General features: G+C 61.3%; 16 protein-coding genes. 6 read left to right on the top strand and 10 right to left on the bottom strand.

Annotation, left to right across the window (positions count from 1 at the left end; all coding sequences use genetic code 11):
* The first annotated feature begins 227 nt into the window (after positions 1–227).
* Positions 228–1,970: a phospho-sugar mutase gene (locus NQ519_RS16170; RefSeq protein ID WP_019150123.1), complete on the top strand. Its 1,743-nt coding sequence runs from the start codon at positions 228–230 to the stop codon at positions 1,968–1,970.
* Between the two features lie 57 nt (positions 1,971–2,027).
* On the opposite strand, the gene NQ519_RS16165 is transcribed toward NQ519_RS16170, so the two are convergent.
* The 8 genes from NQ519_RS16165 to dapB all read right to left on the bottom strand — a co-directional run bounded on the left by NQ519_RS16165 (position 2,028) and on the right by dapB (position 10,538).
* Positions 2,028–2,348: a nucleotide pyrophosphohydrolase gene (locus NQ519_RS16165; protein WP_019150124.1), complete on the bottom strand. Its 321-nt coding sequence runs from the start codon at positions 2,346–2,348 to the stop codon at positions 2,028–2,030.
* A 1-nt stretch (position 2,349) separates the two neighbouring features.
* Positions 2,350–2,994 carry an O-methyltransferase gene (locus NQ519_RS16160; protein ID WP_019150125.1) on the bottom strand — a complete coding sequence of 215 codons (645 nt, stop codon included), beginning with the start codon at positions 2,992–2,994 and terminating at the stop codon, positions 2,350–2,352.
* Complete coding sequence (locus NQ519_RS16155) at positions 2,995–3,588, bottom strand: type 1 glutamine amidotransferase family protein (RefSeq protein WP_019150126.1); 594 nt, start codon at positions 3,586–3,588, stop codon at positions 2,995–2,997. It abuts the gene before it with no gap.
* 1 nt (position 3,589) lies between these two features.
* The gene (locus NQ519_RS16150) at positions 3,590–4,804 is read right to left on the bottom strand and encodes a M16 family metallopeptidase (protein ID WP_019150127.1); all 1,215 of its coding nucleotides are present in this window, start codon (positions 4,802–4,804) and stop codon (positions 3,590–3,592) included.
* Between the two features lie 9 nt (positions 4,805–4,813).
* A complete protein-coding gene (gene uvrA / locus NQ519_RS16145; protein WP_019150128.1) occupies positions 4,814–7,600 on the bottom strand; it encodes an excinuclease ABC subunit UvrA in 2,787 nt (928 codons plus the stop codon).
* 173 nt (positions 7,601–7,773) lie between these two features.
* Positions 7,774–8,385: an IMPACT family protein gene (locus NQ519_RS16140; RefSeq protein WP_019150129.1), complete on the bottom strand. Its 612-nt coding sequence runs from the start codon at positions 8,383–8,385 to the stop codon at positions 7,774–7,776.
* A 2-nt stretch (positions 8,386–8,387) separates the two neighbouring features.
* Positions 8,388–9,740 carry a signal peptidase I gene (lepB, locus tag NQ519_RS16135; protein WP_019150130.1) on the bottom strand — a complete coding sequence of 451 codons (1,353 nt, stop codon included), beginning with the start codon at positions 9,738–9,740 and terminating at the stop codon, positions 8,388–8,390.
* A gap of 39 nt (positions 9,741–9,779) precedes the next feature.
* Complete coding sequence (dapB, locus tag NQ519_RS16130; RefSeq protein ID WP_019150131.1) at positions 9,780–10,538, bottom strand: 4-hydroxy-tetrahydrodipicolinate reductase; 759 nt, start codon at positions 10,536–10,538, stop codon at positions 9,780–9,782.
* Positions 10,539–10,791: 253 nt separating this feature from the next.
* Here dapB and truA point away from each other — a divergent pair, with 253 nt between their 5' ends.
* Positions 10,792–11,571 carry a tRNA pseudouridine(38-40) synthase TruA gene (gene truA / locus NQ519_RS16125; RefSeq protein WP_019150133.1) on the top strand — a complete coding sequence of 260 codons (780 nt, stop codon included), beginning with the start codon at positions 10,792–10,794 and terminating at the stop codon, positions 11,569–11,571.
* On the top strand, positions 11,568–11,756 hold the full coding sequence (locus tag NQ519_RS16120) for a PLDc N-terminal domain-containing protein (protein WP_019150134.1): 189 nt from the start codon (positions 11,568–11,570) through the stop codon (positions 11,754–11,756). Before truA ends, NQ519_RS16120 begins: the two co-directional genes overlap by 4 nt.
* Positions 11,757–11,812: 56 nt before the next feature.
* Here NQ519_RS16120 and lpdA read toward each other — a convergent pair whose 3' ends face one another.
* A complete protein-coding gene (gene lpdA / locus NQ519_RS16115; protein WP_019150135.1) occupies positions 11,813–13,189 on the bottom strand; it encodes a dihydrolipoyl dehydrogenase in 1,377 nt (458 codons plus the stop codon).
* Entirely contained in the window at positions 13,189–14,883 is a 1,695-nt protein-coding gene (locus NQ519_RS16110) for a C69 family dipeptidase (RefSeq protein WP_019150136.1), read from the bottom strand. Before NQ519_RS16110 ends, lpdA begins: the two co-directional genes overlap by 1 nt.
* A 226-nt stretch (positions 14,884–15,109) precedes the next feature.
* Here NQ519_RS16110 and NQ519_RS16105 point away from each other — a divergent pair, with 226 nt between their 5' ends.
* The 3 genes from NQ519_RS16105 to proC all read left to right on the top strand — a co-directional run bounded on the left by NQ519_RS16105 (position 15,110) and on the right by proC (position 17,864).
* Complete coding sequence (locus NQ519_RS16105) at positions 15,110–16,327, top strand: WD40-like domain containing protein (RefSeq protein WP_019150137.1); 1,218 nt, start codon at positions 15,110–15,112, stop codon at positions 16,325–16,327.
* Positions 16,328–16,399: 72 nt separating this feature from the next.
* Positions 16,400–17,068, top strand: a complete 669-nt coding sequence (locus NQ519_RS16100) for a YggS family pyridoxal phosphate-dependent enzyme (protein WP_019150138.1) — start codon at positions 16,400–16,402, stop codon at positions 17,066–17,068.
* 10 nt (positions 17,069–17,078) lie between these two features.
* Positions 17,079–17,864 carry a pyrroline-5-carboxylate reductase gene (proC, locus tag NQ519_RS16095; RefSeq protein WP_019150139.1) on the top strand — a complete coding sequence of 262 codons (786 nt, stop codon included), beginning with the start codon at positions 17,079–17,081 and terminating at the stop codon, positions 17,862–17,864.
* Positions 17,865–17,952: the final 88 nt, after the last annotated feature.

The raw sequence follows: 17,952 nt of genomic DNA, 5'->3' as shown, positions 1-17,952 counted from the left end.
GATTCAGGGTTGCACCATTTTTGATGTGACAAAGTTGTGAATAATTTTGCGAAAAGATTTTCATTTTTGGGTTGTAATTCTCCTTTTTTTATATATAGAAAACCAACGGTTTCCGAACGCTGAATTTTAACTCCCTGATATTGAATAATCGATTTTTAATTCGTATATTTGCATATAAATTTTTTGGGACTCCCGAAATGTAAATTATAAGTAAAATCAATAGAATTATGGCAAACGAATTGGAACAACTGGTTCTCCGAAAAGCTCAGACCTGGCTCGACGGCCACTATGACGAAGCGACGAAAAAGCAGGTCAAATACCTGATGGACAACGATATGAAAGAGCTCGTGGAGAGCTTCTACAAGGACCTCGAATTCGGTACGGGCGGCCTGCGCGGCATTATGGGCGTAGGGTCCAACCGTATGAACATCTACACGGTGGGGGCCGCCACGCAGGGGCTTTCCAACTACCTGAAAAAGAACTTCGCGGGCGAGCGGGTGCGTGTCGCCGTGGCGCACGACAGCCGCAACAATTCGCGGATGTTCGCCGAGCGCGTGGCCGATATTTTCGCTTCGAACGGATTCCAGGTTTTTCTGTTCGACACGCTCCGGCCGACCCCTGAATTGAGCTTCGCCATCCGCGAGTTGAAATGCCATTCGGGCGTGGTCGTCACCGCCTCGCACAACCCCAAGGAGTACAACGGATACAAAGCCTACTGGACCGACGGCGCGCAGGTGACCGAGCCGCACGACAAGAACATCATCGCCGAGGTGGCGAAGATCACGGATGTCGATATGGTGCTTACGGGCAAGAATCCCGAAAACATCACCATTCTGGACGAGAAGTTCGACGAGATCTATTTGAATAAGGTGCACGAACTCTCGCTTTCGCCCGAGAGCGTGAAGAAGCACCACGACATGAAGATCGTCTATTCGCCGATGCACGGCGCGGGCGTGCGGCTGGTTCCGGCTTCGTTGAAGAAGTTCGGCTTCACGAACGTGATTCTGGTGAAGGAGCAGGCCGTCATCGACGGCAACTTCCCCACCGTCGAGTCCCCCAACCCCGAGGAGCGCAAGACAATGTCTATGGCCATCGACCTCGCCGCGAAGGAGGGCGCCGACCTGGTGCTGGCCACCGACCCCGATTCGGACCGCATCGGCGTCGCACTGCGCAACAAGAAGGGCGAATACGTGCTGCTGAACGGCAACCAGACCCTCGTGTTGCTGCTGAGCTACCAGCTGACCCGCTGGGCCGAGCGCGGCGAACTGGACGGCAACCAGTATGTCGTGAAGACCATCGTCACGTCGCAGATGGCCAACGCCGTGGCCGAGCATTTCAAGGTGAAGTGCTACGACTGTCTCACGGGCTTCAAGTATATCGCCAAGATCATCCGCGAGAACGAGGGCAAAGCCAAGTACATCGGCGGCGGCGAAGAGTCGTTCGGCTATCTCGCCGGCGACTACGTGCGCGACAAGGACGCCGTTTCGGCCTGCTCGCTGGCTGCCGAGGCCGCCGCATGGGCGATGGATACGATGGGTCTGACGCTCTACGAGTGGTTGCAGGAGCTTTACGTGAAATACGGTTTCTACCGCGAGGGCCTCGTTTCGGTGGTCCGCAAGGGCAAGGAGGGCGCCGACCAGATCCAGAAGATGATGGTCGATTTCCGCCAGAATCCGCCCAAGACGATCCTCGGGTCGCCCGTGGTGAAGATCAACGATTTCCAGTCGCTCGAAACGCTCGACGTGAAGACGGGTTGCAAATCGCCCATCCATCAGGACCGCAGCAACGTGCTGCAATGGTTCACGGCCGATGGCACGACCGTTTCGGTGCGTCCTTCGGGCACGGAGCCCAAGATCAAGTTCTACTTCGGCGTGAAGACGCCGCTGGCTTCGGTCGCCGATTTCGACACGACGCTGGCCGAGCTCGACGCCAGGATCGACGGCATCAAGCGGGAGCTCAAATTGGAGTAGTCTCCGGCTGCCCTATCGAAAAACGTCCCGGCCATGCGGCCGGGACGTTTTTGGCATTTACAGCTTCGGGTTGTTGCGGTGCCGCTCCTTGTCGCGGGCGGTCTTCTTGGCGAAGTTGGCCTCGACGGCCGCCGTGAGGTCCACGCCCGTCTGGTTGGCCAGGCATACCAGCACCCACAGCACGTCGGCCATCTCGTCGGCGAGGTTTTCCTTCTCGCCCTTCTTGAACGACTGGTCGCCGTATCGGCGGGCCATCACGCGGGCCAGCTCCCCCACCTCCTCGGTCAGTACGGCCATGTTGGTCAGCTCCGAGAAATAACGCACGCCGTATTCCTTGATCCAGGCATCGACACGCTCTTGCAATTCTTTGATTTCCATCTTATTTTATTCTTATCAGATTCAGTCCGTCGCGCAGCGGGACGATGACGTTCTCCACGCGCGGGTCTTCGACGACCATGCGGTTGAACTCCACGAGCGCCTGCGTGTGGCGGTCGTTGTGCGCAATGGGTTGCACGACCTTCCCCGACCAGAGAATGTTGTCAGCGATGAGCACCGAGCCGCCGTGCACCAGCCGCCGTCCGCCGTCGTCGCCCATCAGCATCCGGTAATAGGCGGGGTATTCGCGCTTGTCGCCGTCGATGAACACCATGTCGAACTCGCCTAACTTCGGGGCGATTTCGAGTGCCGAGCCGATGTGGAGCGTGATTTTGTCTCCGTGGGGGCTGCGGGCGAAATACGAGCGGATGAACTCCTCCTGTTCGTCGTCCACCTCGACGGTGTGCAGTTCGGCCCCTTCGTCGAGCCCCGCGGCCATCGAGAGCGCCGAATAGCCCGTGAAAGTCCCGATTTCGAGCACTCTTCGCGGACGCATCATCCGCACCAGCATCTCCAGCAGCCGGCCCTGAATGTGCCCCGAGAGCATCCGCGGCGCCACGGCCCGCAGGTTGGTTTCGCGGTCGAGTTCGTGCAGCAGCTCCTCTTCGGGCTCCGAAAATTCGTGGACGTATTTTTCGAGAGCGTCCATCTATTCCCGATAGAATCCGTGTTTGTTGAAGGCGTACGACGCGGCGATTTGCTCCGGCGTGTCGGCTTCGAGCGCGAGCAGGCATTCGCGGGCGAATTCCAGATACCCCGAGCCGTTGGCCGTCACGATCTTGCCGTCGCGCACGGCCTGCCGCTCCCGATAGAGTCCGGCGCCCGTGTAATTCGCGCCGCCCCACTCCCGGAGCATTTCGAGCGTGTTCCCGGTATGTTCCGCCGCGTTCAGAAATCCGTGCGCTGCGAGGAACGACGCGGCGTTGCAGATGGCGCCGACGAGCACACCGCGCGACAGAGCCTCCCGCACCAGCGGGACGATCCGTTCGGCTTCGGGCGTCGCCCAGCTCATGCCGCCGACGAGAATTACCCCGGCGCAGTCGTCCGGCAGCGCCTCCGTACCGCAGTCGGGAGTAACGGTCATGCCGCCGATCGAGCGCACGGGAACTCCCCCGGGCGTCGCATACCGCACGGCGTGGCTTCCCGGGCGTCCCGGCATGACGCCGCCGCGAAGCGCCGGGGCGAGGAATGCCGCTTCCCAGTCGGCGAATTCGTCGAGTAAAACGAACAATACGGTTTTCATCTTATTTGTAGATTAATCGTGACATATTCGAAAATACCGCTTCGGCGACTTCGGTCAGTTGTGCTGCCGTCAGGTCGCGAACCTTGGCATAGACCTGTTCCATGGTGTCCACGTCGTCGTGGACCAGTAGACTTTTGCCCGCGCCGAGCATGTAGCTCTCGTTGCTCTCGCTCGATATGGCCAGTTGGGCGATGAACTGCTTTTTGGCCATCGACAGCTGCCGGGCCGTGAGCGGTGCGGTGCGGAGTTTTCGCAGCTGGCCATCGATCAGCTCGACGCATTGTTCCGCATTGCTGTGGTCCGAACTGAAATAGATGGCCACGATGCCCGTGTCGCCGTAGGGCGTGTAGCTGGCCTCGATGTTGTACGAAAGCCCGTTCTTCTCGCGCAGAACCACGTTCAGCAGCGAGTTGGCGCTCGGTCCCCCGAGGATGTTCGTGAGCAGCGCCAGCGGCAGCCGCTGTTCCTCGCCGATGCCGCAGGCACGGTTGCCGATGATGCAGTGGGTCTGGTGGGTGTGCTTCACGACCGTCTTTTCGAACGGCGCATAGGCCGCGGGTGCGATCCGTTCGAATCCGCGCACCGTCGCCGGTCGGTCGGCGAAATAGCGGGCCGCCACCGCTTCGGCGGCTTTGGCCGAGAAGTTGCCGATCGACGAGAAGACCATCTGGTCGGTGGTGTGCGTGCGCGCCGTGAAGGCGCGGATCGCGTCTCCGTCGTAGCGCATCAGCGACGCTTTGCGGCCCAGGATGTTGTGCCCCAGCTCCGAATCCGCGAAAAGCAGGTCTTCGAAGGTGTCGTAGATCATGTCGGCGGGCGAATCCTTGTAGGTGTTGATCTCGTCCGCGATCACCTCCTTTTCGCGTTCCAGCTCCCGGTCGGGGAACGTCGAGCGGAATGCGATGTCGGCGATCAGCTCCGCGGCCTTGGCGAAATCGCCCCGCAGCGTCGTGGCGTGTATGGTCGTATCCTCCTTGGTGGTGAATGCGTTCAGTTCCCCGCCGAGATTCTCCAGCCGGCAGTTGACCTGCCAGGCGCGGCGGTGCTCGGTGCCCTTGAAAAAGGCGTGCTCCGTGAAGTGCGCCAGCCCGTGTTGGTCGGGATGTTCGTCGCGGCTTCCGGCGCCGATCACCAGCGCGCAATGCGCCACCGATCCCTTCACCTGACGGTGGATGCCCCGGATGCCGTTGGGCAGTCTGTATGTGAAAAATTCCATTTCGGTCGCTTAAAGTTTGGTCCTGAGGCGCAGGAATTCGCCCGTGCGGCTTTCGGGACACTTCTCCAGTTCGCGGGGCGTCCCCTCGAACACCACGCGGCCGCCCGCCGTGCCCGCCTCGGGCCCGAGGTCCACGACCCAGTCGGCGCACTTGATGATGTCCATGTTGTGCTCGACGATCACGATCGTGTGGCCGCGCTCGATCAGGGCGTTGAATGCCGCCAGCAGTTTCGAGATGTCGTGGAAATGGAGTCCCGTCGTGGGTTCGTCGAAGATGAACATCACGCCGCCCTGCGCCGAATCCTTTGTCAGGAACGACGCCAGCTTCACGCGCTGGCTCTCGCCGCCCGAGAGCGTCGATGACGACTGCCCGAGCTTGATATATCCCAGCCCCACGTCCTGCAACGGCTGCAACCGTTCGACGATACGCCGGCAGGTCGCGTTTTTCTCCTCCTCGCCGAAGAATGCGATGGCGTCGTCCACGGTCATCTCCAGCACGTCGTAGATCGACTTCCCGCGGTATTTGACTTCCAGCACCTCGTCGCGGAAGCGCCGCCCGCCGCATGCCTCGCAGACCAGCTCCACGTCGGCCATGAACTGCATCGAGACTTTGATGACGCCCTCGCCCTGACACTCCTCGCAGCGGCCTCCCGCGATGTTGAACGAGAATGCCGAGGCCCCCAGCCCGTTGTGCTGGGCATAGGGCTGGTCCGAGAAGAGTTTTCTTATTTCGTCGTAGGCTTTTATATAGGTCACCGGATTCGAGCGCGACGACTTGCCGATGGGGTTCTGATCGACCATCTCGACCGATTTCAGAAGCTGCACGTCGCCTGCCAGTCCGTCGAAATCGCCCGGTTTGACGCCCGTGTCGTACAGCATGCGCCGCAGCGCCGGGTAGAGAATGCCCTTTGCCAGCGACGACTTTCCCGAGCCGCTGACGCCCGTGATGCAGGTCATCACGCCCAGCGGAATCCTCACGTCGATGTTGCGCAGGTTGTTTTCCCGGGCGCCTTTGACGGTTATCGAGTTGCTCCACCCGCGTTCGGTCGTCGGAACGGCTATTTCGCGCCGCCCCGTGAGGTAGTCGGCCGTGAGGCTTTTCCTGCTTTTCAGCAGCTGCGGCAGCGTGCCGCTGAAAACCACTTCGCCGCCGTTGTAGCCCGCTTTGGGACCGATGTCCACGATCCAGTCCGCCGCGCGGATCACCTCTTCCTCGTGCTCCACGACGATCACCGTGTTGCCCAGGTCGCGCAGCTGTTTCAACACGCCGATCAGGCGGTTGGTGTCGCGCGGATGCAGTCCGATCGAGGGTTCGTCGAGGATGTAGAGCGACCCCGTGAGGTTGCTGCCCAGCGATGTCGAGAGGTTGATGCGCTGGCTCTCGCCGCCCGAGAGGGTCGATGACAGCCGGTCGAGCGTCAGATAGCCCAGTCCCACGTCCGCGAGGTATTGCAGGCGGCTGCGGATCTCGACGAGGATGCGCGACGCCGTTTTGGCATCGTGTTCATCCAGCTCCAGCCCGCCGAAGAAGGCGATCAGCTCGTCCACGGGCATCTTCACGAGGTCCGCGATCGTTCTGCCGCCCACACGGACGTACAGCGCCTCTTTGCGCAGGCGCGAACCGCCGCATTCGGGACACGTGGTCTTGCCCGTGTAGCGGGCCTTCATCACCCGGAACTGGATTTTGCGCCGCTCCGAGTCGATGTATTCGAAAAATTCGTCGAGTCCGTGAAAATACTGGTTGCCGCGCCACAGCAGGCGTTTCTGCTCGGGCGTCAGCTCGTGGAACGGCGTGTGGATCGGAAAGTCGAATTTCGAGGCGTTCTCCACGAGCTTCTGTTTCCATTTGCGCATCGTCTCGCCGCGCCAGCAGGCCACGGCGTCCTCGTAGATGGTCTTGCTCTTGTCGGGGATCACGAGGTCCTCGTCGATGCCGATCACCTTGCCGTACCCCTCGCACCGGGGGCAGGCCCCCAGCGGATTGTTGAAGCTGAACAGGTGTTCCGAGGGGTGTTCGAACTCGATGCCGTCGGCCTCGAAGCGCGAGGAGAATTCCCGGATGCCTTCGTCCGTGACCACCTCGCAGACGCCCCCTCCGTAGGAGAAGGCGCGGGCCACCGAGTCGCGGATGCGGGTCTGCGAATCCTCGTCCGTGGCAACGCGCATGCGGTCGATCACCATTTTGATCCCTGCGGGGTCCGTGTCGGGGCCGATGCCGGGCAGTACATCCTCGATGAGCTTCACCTCGCCGTCCATGTAGACCCTCATCAGGCCCTCCGAGAGCAGCAGCATCAGTTTTTCGATGATCCCCTGACCTTCGGCGAGCGCCAGCGGGGCGCCGATCACCACGCGCTGGTCCGCATGCGCGAGAATCCACGCCGCCACGTCGTCCACGCTGAAACAGCGCACCTCCTCGCCCGAGACGGGCGAAAAGGTGTGCCCGATGCGGGCATATAACAGTTTGAGGTAGTCGTATATCTCGGTCGTCGTGCCCACCGTCGAACGGGGGTTGCGCGTGTTGACCTTCTGCTCGATGGCGATGGCCGGCGCGATGCCCGTGATGATGTCCACGTCGGGTTTGTTGATCTTGCCGAGGAACTGGCGCGCATAGGCCGAGAGGCTCTCGACGTAGCGGCGCTGCCCTTCGGCGAAGATCGTGTCGAAGGCCAGCGTCGATTTTCCCGAGCCCGAAAGGCCCGTGATGACGACCAGTTTGTCGTGCGGGATCTCGACCTCGATGTTGCGGAGGTTGTGGACCCGCGCACCTTTTATATAGATTGCGTTTTCGTGTTTCATGATGTGCAATTAAAAATCAGAGAATCGTCATTGCGAGGCATCGAAGATGCCGTGGCGATCTGATTGAAACTTTCAAGGCCGCACTTTCGGCGCAGATTGCCGCGCTCTCTTGCGTTCGCTCGCAATGACAGAAATAAAACAGCGCAAAACTTCCAATTTTTAATTCTTTTTTTTCATTTTTCATTGTCACCGTCTGCAATGCTTCCTCCGGCCTTTTTCAACTTTTCGATAAGCACCTCCGCACGGCTTTCGCGGATGGTCAGCCGCATGGAACAGAGGTTGTCGAAGGTCTGCGACACCACCTTCGGCTGCTCCTCCTTGACGACCCGCATGATGTCGTTCATCGCCACATAGGGAAAATCCAGCTCCACCGTGCGGTCTACGGTCCGCTCCACGATCTCCGCTGCGGCGATGGCCTCCGCCGCCGACTCCTTGTAGGCGGCGATCAGCCCCGGAACCCCTAACTTCGTGCCTCCGAAATAGCGGACCACGACCACCAGACAGTCGGTGATGTCGTTCGAAAGCAGCTGTCCGAGGATCGGTTTCCCGGCGGTTCCCGACGGCTCCCCGTCGTCGTTCGCGCGGAACGCCTCGCCGCGGGGCCCCAGCCGCCAGGCGTAGCAGTGGTGCGTGGCGTCGTAATACTTCTTGCGCAGGGCGTCGAGCCGTTCGCGGATCTCCTCTTCCGAACGCACGGGGTATATCCAGGAGAGGAACTTGCTGCTCCGCTCCCGGCAGGCGGCTTCGGCTTCGGCCGCGACGGTTCGGTAACTGTCGCCGGCCACCGTTATCTCACTTTTCGGAAGAGGCGATCCCAGCGGATGTTGGCCGGGAAACGCTTGTTAGCATCGAGCGACAGCCATACGAACGATGCCTTGCCGACGATGTGGTCCTCGGGCACGAAGCCCCAGAAGCGCGAGTCGGCCGAGTTGTGGCGGTTGTCGCCCATCATCCAGTAGTAGTTCATGGCGAAGGTGTACTCCGCGGCTTCCGCGCCGTCGATATAGATCTTGCCGTCGCGCTCTTCGAGTTCGTGGCCCTCGTAGGCTTCGATGATGCGGCGGTAGAGCGGCAGGTTTTCGGTCGTGAGCCGCACGGTGGCGCCTTTCGCCGGAATCCAGATCGGACCGTAGTTGTCCTGGCTCCAGCGGGGCTCGTCCCATTGCGGGAATACGCCGTTGTTGGGGGTGTAGATGTAGCGGCGGACCGAGATGACGTTGTTGAGCGCCTTGACCTTCTCGGCGGTTTCGTCCGTGAGCGTCATGTAATACCCCGAGCCGTTGCCGGTGTACTCCCGGATGCCGAGGTTGTCGATGGCGTACTGCGTGAAGGGCGACGAGGTTTGCACGATGTAACTGTATTGCAGCCCCGGAACCGGTTCCTGCGGTTCGCCGTTGATGAAGGCGCGTCCGTCGCGGATTTCCAGCGAGTCGCCCGGAATGGCGATGCAGCGTTTGATGTAGTTCTCGCGCTTGTCCACGGGGCGGCTGATGATCGTGTACTCCTGATTGAGCCGCTTGCGTCCCTCCTCCTTGCCGAACGAACGCTCGAATTCGCGCACTACGTCGTAATAGGTCACGGCCGGGTCTTCGAGCAGCACCGTGTCCCCCGCCGGGAAGTTGAAGACCACCACGTCGTTGCGGCGGATGGGCTTGAGTCCTTTCAGACGGTGGTACGGCCATTTGATCGCCTCGGAGAACGATTTCTTGGTCTGCGAGAACGGCATCGTGTGGTGCACGAAGGGGAACGACAGCGGCGTGTTGGGCATCTGGGGTCCGTAGGCCACCTTGCTCACGTAGAGGTAGTCGCCCACCAGCAGCGACCGTTCCATCGACGAGGTGGGAATGACGTACATCTGGAAGATGAAGATATGGACCAGCGTGGCGACGACCGTGGCGAAGATGATGGCGTTGACCCACTCGTAGACGGTCTTGTAGACCTTGCTCCGGCGGCACATCGTCACGTTGTGGCTCCACACGTAGCGGTAGAAGAACTTCGTGATGTAGAGGTCGAAGATGACCGGCAGTCCCAACAGCAGCCAGAGGTTGCCCGTCCAGACCACGAACCATAGCGTATAGAGCAGTGCGGCGAGCGTGAACCCGACCCATTTGTTGCCAAAAATTTCCTTGATCTTTCCCATGCGGAGAATCCTCGATTTTTAATTCTTAATTTTTCATTTTTAATTGCGCAGCAGGTCGTCCATTCCGAAGACGCCCTGTTTGCCGCAGAGGAATTCGGCGGCCACGACGGCCCCCATCGCCAGCGTGCGGCGGTTCTTGATCGTGTGTTTCAGTTCCAGCATGTCGTCCGCCGACTCGTAGGTCACGGTGTGGATGCCCGGGACGGCGCCTTCGCGCACCGAGCGGATTTCGATCCGGTCGGCGGGCGTGTCCTCGCTGCGCTCCACGCGGTTCGTGGCATGCGCGATGCCCGGGGCGTAGTTGACCCAGCCCTGCTTGTTGGCGAGGTTGTCGAGGATGCCTTCGGCCAGCGTGATGGCCGTGCCGCTCGGGGCGTCGAGTTTTTGGGTGTGGTGCACCTCCTCGATGCGCACCCCATAGCCGCCCACGCGGCCGATCATCGCCGCCAGCTGGCGGTTGAGGCGGAACATCAGGTTCACGCCCAGGCAGTAGTTCGAGGCGTAGAACAGCGCTCCGCCCCGCTCGCGGCACAACTTCTGCAACTCCGCCAGGCGGTCGGTCCAGCCCGTCGTGCCGCTCACCACCGCCGTGCCGTTTTCGAGGCACGTGCGGATGTTGGCGTAGGCCGTCGCGGGCGTGGTGAATTCCAGCGCCACGTCGATCCCCGCCAGATGTTCCGCGTCGAGTTCGCCGGCGTTGTCGGTGTCGATGACAAGGGCCGCCTCGTGGCCCCTTTCGGTGAGTATGCGTTCGATTTCACGGCCCATTTTGCCGTATCCGATGATTGCAGCTTTCATTTTATTCCATTTCCCGCAAAGATACGAATAAGCGAGGGCAAAAGCAAGTTTACTTGCATTTTGCCGAGCGAAAGTATCTTCGGCGCAGCCAAAATACGAATAAGCGAGGGCAAAAGCAGGTTTACTTGCATTTTGCCGAACGGCGGTATCTTCGGCGCAGCCAAAGATACGAATTTATTTCAAAACTAAACGTAGCGGCCGGGTTTATAGTATCCCGGAATTTTGTATATTTGCCGGACCAACCACTCCCGGTATGCGTTATTTTCTCGAACTCCGGTACAACGGAGCCGCCTATTGCGGCTGGCAGCGGCAGCCCGACATGCCCACGGTCCAGCAGACGCTGGAACGGGCGTTGACCACCCTGCTGCGCGAGCCTGTCGAGGTGACGGGCGCCGGGCGCACCGACACGGGGGTCAACGCCTCCTATTACGTGGCGCATTTCGACTGCACGGCGCCCGTCGCGGACCCTGTGCAGACGGTCTATAAACTCAATTTCCTGCTTCCGGGCGACATCGCCGTGGGGAGCATGACGCCCGTCGCGGAGGGCGCCCACGCGCGTTTCCACGCCTGCGAGCGGGAGTACCGCTATTTCATCGAGCCGCGCAAGAATCCCTTTACGCGCCACATGGCATGGCAGTATTACGTGCCGCTCGACCTCGGACGGATGAACGAGGCCGCGGCCATGCTGACGGAATACGACGATTTCACCTCTTTCGCCAAGCTCAATTCGAACAACAAGACCAATATCTGCCGCGTGAAAAAGGCCGTCTGGACCGTCGATGAGCGGGGCACGATGTGTTTCACGATCCGTGCGGACCGGTTTTTGCGTAACATGGTGCGGTCGATCGTCGGCACGCTGGTCGATGTAGGACGCGGGCGCTATACGCCCGGGGAGTTCCGTGCGATCGTCGAGAGCCGCGATTTGTCGCGTTCGAGCGCGGGAGCCCCGGCGCAGGGACTGTTCCTGAGCGGAGTATGCTACCCACCGGAAATTTTCGAACCTCAATGTTATACTAAATTCAAATTGTTATGATTGGAACGATTGTTTGGCTGATCGGCCTCGTATGCGCTATCTGGTGCGTGATGGACATTTTCAAGAAAAACATCTCCACGGCCGGAAAGGTGATCGCATCGATCGTCGTGCTGCTCACCAGCTGGCTGGGATTTGCGGTCTACTATTTCTACGGCCGCGACCATCTGGAAGAGTGGTTCCGGTAAAATGAAAAGGAGGAGGGCTGTGACGGCCCTCCTCTTTTTTTGCGGTTGCCCGCGGTTTACAGGTGGATCGCCGCCCCCATTGCAGCCTCGGCGGCCTCCATCACGCCCTCGTTCATCGTCGGATGGGCGTGGATCGTGCGGGCGATCTGGTGGGCCGTGGCTCCCAGCGTGCGCGCCAGCGTCGGTTCGGCCAGCATCTCGGTCACCGATGCCCCGACCAGGTGGGCACCCAGTAGGCGGTCCCCGTCGTCGAAGAGCAGTTTGATGAATCCGTCGCGGTCGCCCGCTGCCGTCGCCTTGCCCGATGCGGTGAACGGGAAGCGTCCGACCTTATAGGCGATGCCGCGCTCCTGCGCCTGCTGCTCGGTCATGCCGACCGACGCCACTTCGGGCTGGGTGAAGATGCACGACGGGATGGTCGTGTAGTCTACCGGCGCGGGATTCAGACCGCAGATGGCCTCCACGCAGCAGACCGCTTCGGCCGAAGCCACGTGCGCCAGCGCCGGGCCCGGCACAATGTCGCCGATGGCATAGACGCCCGGCACGTTGGTGCGGTAGAACTCGTCCACGACGATCTTGTCGTGTTCGACGGCGACGCCCAGCTCTTCGAGGCCGATGCCTTCGATGTTGGACTTGATGCCCACGGCCGACAGCACGATTCCGGCGGTCAGCGTCTCGGCGCCCTTTTTACCCTCGATCTCCACTTCGCAAATCCCTTCGTCGTTGACCTTCACGGATTTCACCGTGGTCGAGGTCAGCACCGTCGCGCGCAGTTTGCGGAAAGCGCGTTCCATGGTCTTCGACACCTCCTCGTCCTCGAGGGGCATCATGCGGGGCATATACTCGATGATCGTAACCTTCACGCCCAGCGCGGCGTAAAACCACGCGAACTCGCTGCCGATGGCTCCCGAGCCCACGACGATCATCGACTCGGGCAGGCGGTCGAGCGTCAGCGCCTGCCGCGACGAGATCACATGCTCGCCGTCGACGGGCATGAACGGCATTTCGCGGGGGCGCGCTCCCGTGGCGAGGACGATGTGGTCGGCCTCGTATTCCGTACCGTCCACGTCTATGCGTCCCGGAGCCGTGAGGCGTCCGAATCCGGGGATGAGGTCGATGCCGTTCTTGTTCAACAGGAACAGCACCCCTTTCGACATGGTTTCGGCCACGCCGCGCGAGCGTGTCACGATCTTTGCGAGGTCCGGGCGCACCTCGCCCGCGAATTCCAGTCCGTAGTGCTCCGCGTTTTTGCAGTAGCCGTAGACCTGTGCGCTTTTGAGCAGCGCCTTGGTCGGGATGCAGCCCCAGTTGAGGCATACGCCGCCCGGCTCGGCGCGCTCCACGAGCGCCGTTTTTTTACCTAACTGCGCGGCGCGGATCGCCGCCACGTAACCTCCGGGGCCGCTGCCCACGATGATGATGTCGTATTTCATTATTTTACCACTTTCAATGTTTCTCCGTTATCGGCCGCCACGGCGCGCTTCCATTTCTCGTTGTAGCCCGGGAACTGAATCTTGCCGGGGATCTGCCGTCCGTTGCCGTTGTCCACGAAATGTGCCGGGCCGCCCTCGCCGTCGAGGAACGTCAGCACGTCGCCGTGCTCGCTCTTCACGTTGCCGTCCATATATTTCACCAGCAGGTAGTTGTTGAGCTTCTGCCAGCGGTCGAAAAGTTCCTGCGCCGTCTCCACGCTCAGCTGCGTGAGGTAGCTGCGGCGTGCCGCGGGCGACATCCGGCCCACCCGGGCGTCTATATTCCGCACATTGGCGAGCATGTCGTTCTCCCACTTGTCCGTGACCTTGCGGATGTCGGCCGAGATCATGTCGTAACGCATGTAGGCGAAGTTGGTCGTGCGGTTGAAGAGCCAGAACGCCGATGTGGGCGAATATTCCAGCATCGAGCCGTTGCCCTCGCGGAAACACTCGGGAACCTCCTGCGCCGAGCAGAAGATCGGCGTCAGACACGAGGTCGCCGCGTCGTCCACGCCGAACCAGAGGACGCCCATGTCGCGCGTCACGTCGGGCCGGGCCTGCGCAACGAACCAGAATCCGGTCTGCTGGGTGGCCGTAGCGCGTTCGTTGACGTAGCTCACGCCGTCCACCTCGAATTCCATCGGACGCCAGCGGTAGGGGCAGTTGTGGCCTCCGGCGCCGATGTCGGCGGTCATGTCCATCGGGGTCCCCTCGTAGTGGTCGCGCATGCAGTCGAAGAGCGTCTTGGGCGATACTTTCGCGCGGGGTTTCACCCACAGCGGCATGCGGTTCTCCTTGTTATGGCCCATCGCATAGTCCGCATACCGGTCCATGTCGTCGGCCACGGTGCGGAAGAAAGCCCACACGCGGGCTTCGCAGGCGCGCATGGCCCCGAAATCGAGGGGTGCATAGGCGTCGCAGAAGCTGAAATCGGCGTCCGGACCGTCGTAATATCCCATCTCGCGGGCGAACGAAATCACGTCGGGCGAGTAGAGGCAGTTTTCGGGATCGTCCTTCGGAAAGGTGGTGATGCGGGCCTGGTTGGCGTGGGCCGAGACATAGCCGTCGGGAATGCGGCGGGCCACCCATACGATGCCCTTCCGGGCGTTGCCGCCCTTGCCGTCGTCCTTGAAACCCTTGCCGATCAGCTCCATGATCCACGCCTCGTCGGGATCGGCGATCGAGAACGATTCGCCGCTCGACGCATAGCCGTAGGTGTTGGCCAGGTCAACGATTACGCCGATCGCCTCGCGGGCGGTCTTGGCGCGCTGCAACGTGATGTAGATCAGCGATCCGTAGTCCATGCGTCCCGTCGAATCCTCCAGTTCGCGGCGGCCTCCGTAGGTCGTTTCGCCGATGATGAGCGAATGTTCGTTCATATTGCCGATGGTCGAATAGGTCTCCCGGACCTGCGGGATGTCCCGCAGGTAGCGGCCCGTGTCCCATTCGTAGACGGGGAGCATCGCTCCGTCCTTGAATTTGCCGCCGGGGGTGTGATACAGCGCGCCGTAGAGCGCGTGGGAGTCGGCCGCATAGGTGACCATCACCGAACCGTCGGTCGAAGCTCCTTTGGTGACGATGAAATTGGTGCAGGCCGATGCCGCGCCGTATGCGACTGCGGCGGTCGCTGCAAGAATCAATCGGAGTTTTTTCATTGTTTTTCAGGTTTTGACACCAAAGGTACTAAAAAGAACGGACGGTTCCAAACCCGAATTGCGTATGGCTCAACAAAACGTTCCGGCCCTCTGAAAGTGCCGTTCCGGCACGAAACTGTTCGGAAACGGCGAAAGTTCGCTATATTTGTATCGGATGCGCTGTCTGTACATCCCGGAAATACCCCCCCCCGGAGCGGAGGTAACGAACTGTAATTCATATTTTTGTATGAAAAAATTCCTGTTGTTGCTCCTCTCCGGGGCGATCTTCGGGGCCTGCTCCGACAGGGCGGCGCACCCGGCTTTGGTGACCGGTGTCGTCATGCCTCCCGAATCGCGGGTCTTCACGCCCGGCGACGGGGTGACCGTCTCGGCCGAGGGCTTCGAGGCCGATGACGAAATCATGTTCGAAATCCATTGGGAGGAGGGCGCCGAGGGGTTCGCCCCGAACGGTTGCGCCAAAGGCTTGCGGGGGATCGTCACGGCGCGCTCCGCCGCGAGCGTCACCTTTCTGGCCCCGGGGCACTACCCTGCTTCGACGGCCACGGTGCTGCTGTTCCGCCGGGGGCATCTGATGCCTCTGGGCAAGATCCGCGTTGCCGACGGAATTCCGGAATCCGAGGCGCTCTACGGCATTTCGGATTCCGATACGGACGGGGCCGCGATCGACCGCATCGACCTTTCGACGGGCGAAGTGACACGGGTTGCGACGCTCGGTGCCGGCCGGGGAATCGCCTGCGCCGTGGGGCTTCCCGGCTCGGGCTGGATTTGCGGCGTCTGCTCCGGTTCGATGGTCGGTTTCGACCTCACGATGAATTATTATGACGATTTCGGATACCGGAGTTGTCTCTTGGCCGGACAGATCACCGACTCCTCCGTCGGACTCGTTTCCCACGACGCGGGGCGGCTGACGCTGACGACCCGAAGCGTGACCCGCACTCCCTCCGCGGGATCGGTCTCCTGGCAGGTGCCCGACGAGATCGTGCGGACGCTGATCGTGCAGCCTTTCGTGCGGGTCGGCTCCGATCTGCTGCTCGCGCAGCGCAATGCCGACGGCACCTGTATCCCGGTTCTGCTGCGGATTCCCGGCGGCTGGGGACCGGGCGAGGCCGTGGCGGCCGATGCGATGGTTCCGTTCTGGACGGCGGTCCCCTCGGCGGCCGATCCGGACAAGATGGTTCAGGCCGGCGGCTATGCCGTGTCGAAGGAGGGAAGGACGCAGCTGCGGCTGTTCGATCCCGTTTCCGGGTCGTTGGGCGGGCCGCTGTGCGAGGTGGAAGGGACCGTGCTTTCGGTTTCGGAATTCGTCAGAGACGGCAGACCGAAGCTCTGCATGCTGTGCGAGGAGGCGGACGTGCGCCGGATCTGGGTCTACGACCTGCTGTCCGATTCGGGATACCGGCTCCCCGGGGAGTTCGGCTGTTCGCGGATCGTGGCGGCGAAATGACGGCTTTTTTGAGGGACGGTTTCGTGTTTGTACGAATTTTGCGTATTTTTACCGGGTAAAACTGAAAAAACAATGTCGGATATAGCTTGTCAACTGTCGTTCGTGCGCTCGACGATCCCTGCGGAGGTCACGCTGGTCGCCGTCTCGAAGACCCACCCTGCGGAGATGATCCGCGAGGCTTACGATGCCGGCCACCGCATCTTCGGCGAGAGCCGTCCGCAGGAGCTGCGCGAAAAATACGAAGCCCTGCCCAAGGACATCGAGTGGCACATGATCGGCCACCTGCAAACCAACAAGATCAAATACATCGCCCCGTTCGTGACGCTGATCCAGTCGGTTGACAGCGCCCGGCTGGCCGAGGCCATCCAGCGCGAGGCGGCCAAGTGCGGGCGCACGATCGGGATTCTTTTGGAGATACACGTCGCCGCGGAGGAGACCAAGACGGGCTGGGACGTGGGCGAACTGATGGAGTACATCCGTACGGCGCCCTTTGCGCAGATGCCGAACGTCTGCGTGCGCGGCGTGATGGGGATCGCCACCAACACCGACGACGGGGAGACGATCCGCCGCGATTTCAACGAACTCCGCCGCTGTTTCGACCTGCTGCAACCCTACTTCGGGGCGCGGTTCGACACGCTGTCGATGGGCATGTCGCACGACTATCCGCTGGCTGTCGAGTGCGGTTCGACGATGGTGCGCGTCGGTTCCCTGATCTTCGGAAACAGAGACTACACGAAATAAATCAAAGACTATGAAAATCGGATTTATCGGATTCGGGAATATGGCGCAGGCCCTCGCGCACGGCTTGGTTCGCGGAAAGGCCGTCGAGGCCGGGAATATCGGCGCCTGCGCACGCGACCGTGCGAAATTGCAGCGCAATACGGAGCCGCACGGGTTCCGGGCCTTCGACGATGCCGCCTCTGTCGCGGAGTTCGCCGACATCGTGGTCGTCGCCGTGAAACCCTATCAGGTCGAGGCGGTCGTAACCCCCGTCCGGGAACTTCTGGCGGAGAAAATCGTCGTCTCGGTGGCCGCGGGCGTCACGTTCGACGATTACGAGCGGATGCTCCTCCCCGGAACGGCTCACCTATCGACCGTTCCCAACACTCCCGTCTCGGTCTGCGAAGGCATCGTCGTCTGCGAACGCCGCCATTCGCTTTCGGATGCGCAGTGGACGAGCGTGGAGAAACTCTTCTCGACGCTGGGGAGCGTGATTCCGATGGATACCGCCCTGCTCGGGATTTCGAGCACCGTTTGCGGCTGCGGTCCGGCGTTCGTCGCCATGTTCATTGAGGCGCTGGCCGACGGGGCCGTCAAACACGGCGTTCCGCGCGCCGACGCCTACCGGATGGTGAGCCAGATGGTCGCCGGAACGGGGAAACTGCAACTCGCTACGGGACAGCACCCCGGGGTGATGAAAGACGCCGTCTGCTCGCCCGGAGGCACGACGATCGTGGGCGTCGCCGAACTGGAGCACAAGGGGTTGCGCGGTGCGGTCATCGCCGCCGTCGATGCCGTGCAGAACAAGCCCGTCTAAGAGGCGGGTTTTAGGGGCGGCGGGTAGTTTCCCGGCGTCCTGCCCGGTTCTGCGCCCGGATGTGATAATCGTTTTTGGAGAGGGGGCT

The organism is Alistipes senegalensis JC50, from assembly GCF_025145645.1.
Classification (GTDB): Bacteria; Bacteroidota; Bacteroidia; order Bacteroidales; family Rikenellaceae; genus Alistipes; species Alistipes senegalensis.
The sequence above is the reverse complement of the archived record's forward strand: the minus strand, read 5'-3'. Positions and strand labels throughout refer to the sequence as shown.

Excerpts from the sequence above, each read along its gene's own strand:
- dapB (WP_019150131.1), bottom strand. The coding sequence starts at position 10,538 with ATGAAAGCTGCAATCATCGGATACGGCAAAATGGGCCGTGAAATCGAA.
- uvrA (WP_019150128.1), bottom strand. The coding sequence starts at position 7,600 with ATGAAACACGAAAACGCAATCTATATAAAAGGTGCGCGGGTCCACAAC.
- NQ519_RS16100 (WP_019150138.1), top strand. The coding sequence starts at position 16,400 with ATGTCGGATATAGCTTGTCAACTGTCGTTCGTGCGCTCGACGATCCCT.
- NQ519_RS16105 (WP_019150137.1), top strand. The coding sequence starts at position 15,110 with ATGAAAAAATTCCTGTTGTTGCTCCTCTCCGGGGCGATCTTCGGGGCC.
- NQ519_RS16150 (WP_019150127.1), bottom strand. The coding sequence starts at position 4,804 with ATGGAATTTTTCACATACAGACTGCCCAACGGCATCCGGGGCATCCAC.
- lepB (WP_019150130.1), bottom strand. The coding sequence starts at position 9,740 with ATGGGAAAGATCAAGGAAATTTTTGGCAACAAATGGGTCGGGTTCACG.
- lpdA (WP_019150135.1), bottom strand. The coding sequence starts at position 13,189 with ATGAAATACGACATCATCATCGTGGGCAGCGGCCCCGGAGGTTACGTG.
- truA (WP_019150133.1), top strand. The coding sequence starts at position 10,792 with ATGCGTTATTTTCTCGAACTCCGGTACAACGGAGCCGCCTATTGCGGC.
- NQ519_RS16110 (WP_019150136.1), bottom strand. The coding sequence starts at position 14,883 with ATGAAAAAACTCCGATTGATTCTTGCAGCGACCGCCGCAGTCGCATAC.
- NQ519_RS16160 (WP_019150125.1), bottom strand. The coding sequence starts at position 2,994 with ATGGACGCTCTCGAAAAATACGTCCACGAATTTTCGGAGCCCGAAGAG.
- NQ519_RS16155 (WP_019150126.1), bottom strand. The coding sequence starts at position 3,588 with ATGAAAACCGTATTGTTCGTTTTACTCGACGAATTCGCCGACTGGGAA.
- NQ519_RS16170 (WP_019150123.1), top strand. The coding sequence starts at position 228 with ATGGCAAACGAATTGGAACAACTGGTTCTCCGAAAAGCTCAGACCTGG.
- NQ519_RS16165 (WP_019150124.1), bottom strand. The coding sequence starts at position 2,348 with ATGGAAATCAAAGAATTGCAAGAGCGTGTCGATGCCTGGATCAAGGAA.
- NQ519_RS16120 (WP_019150134.1), top strand. The coding sequence starts at position 11,568 with ATGATTGGAACGATTGTTTGGCTGATCGGCCTCGTATGCGCTATCTGG.
- proC (WP_019150139.1), top strand. The coding sequence starts at position 17,079 with ATGAAAATCGGATTTATCGGATTCGGGAATATGGCGCAGGCCCTCGCG.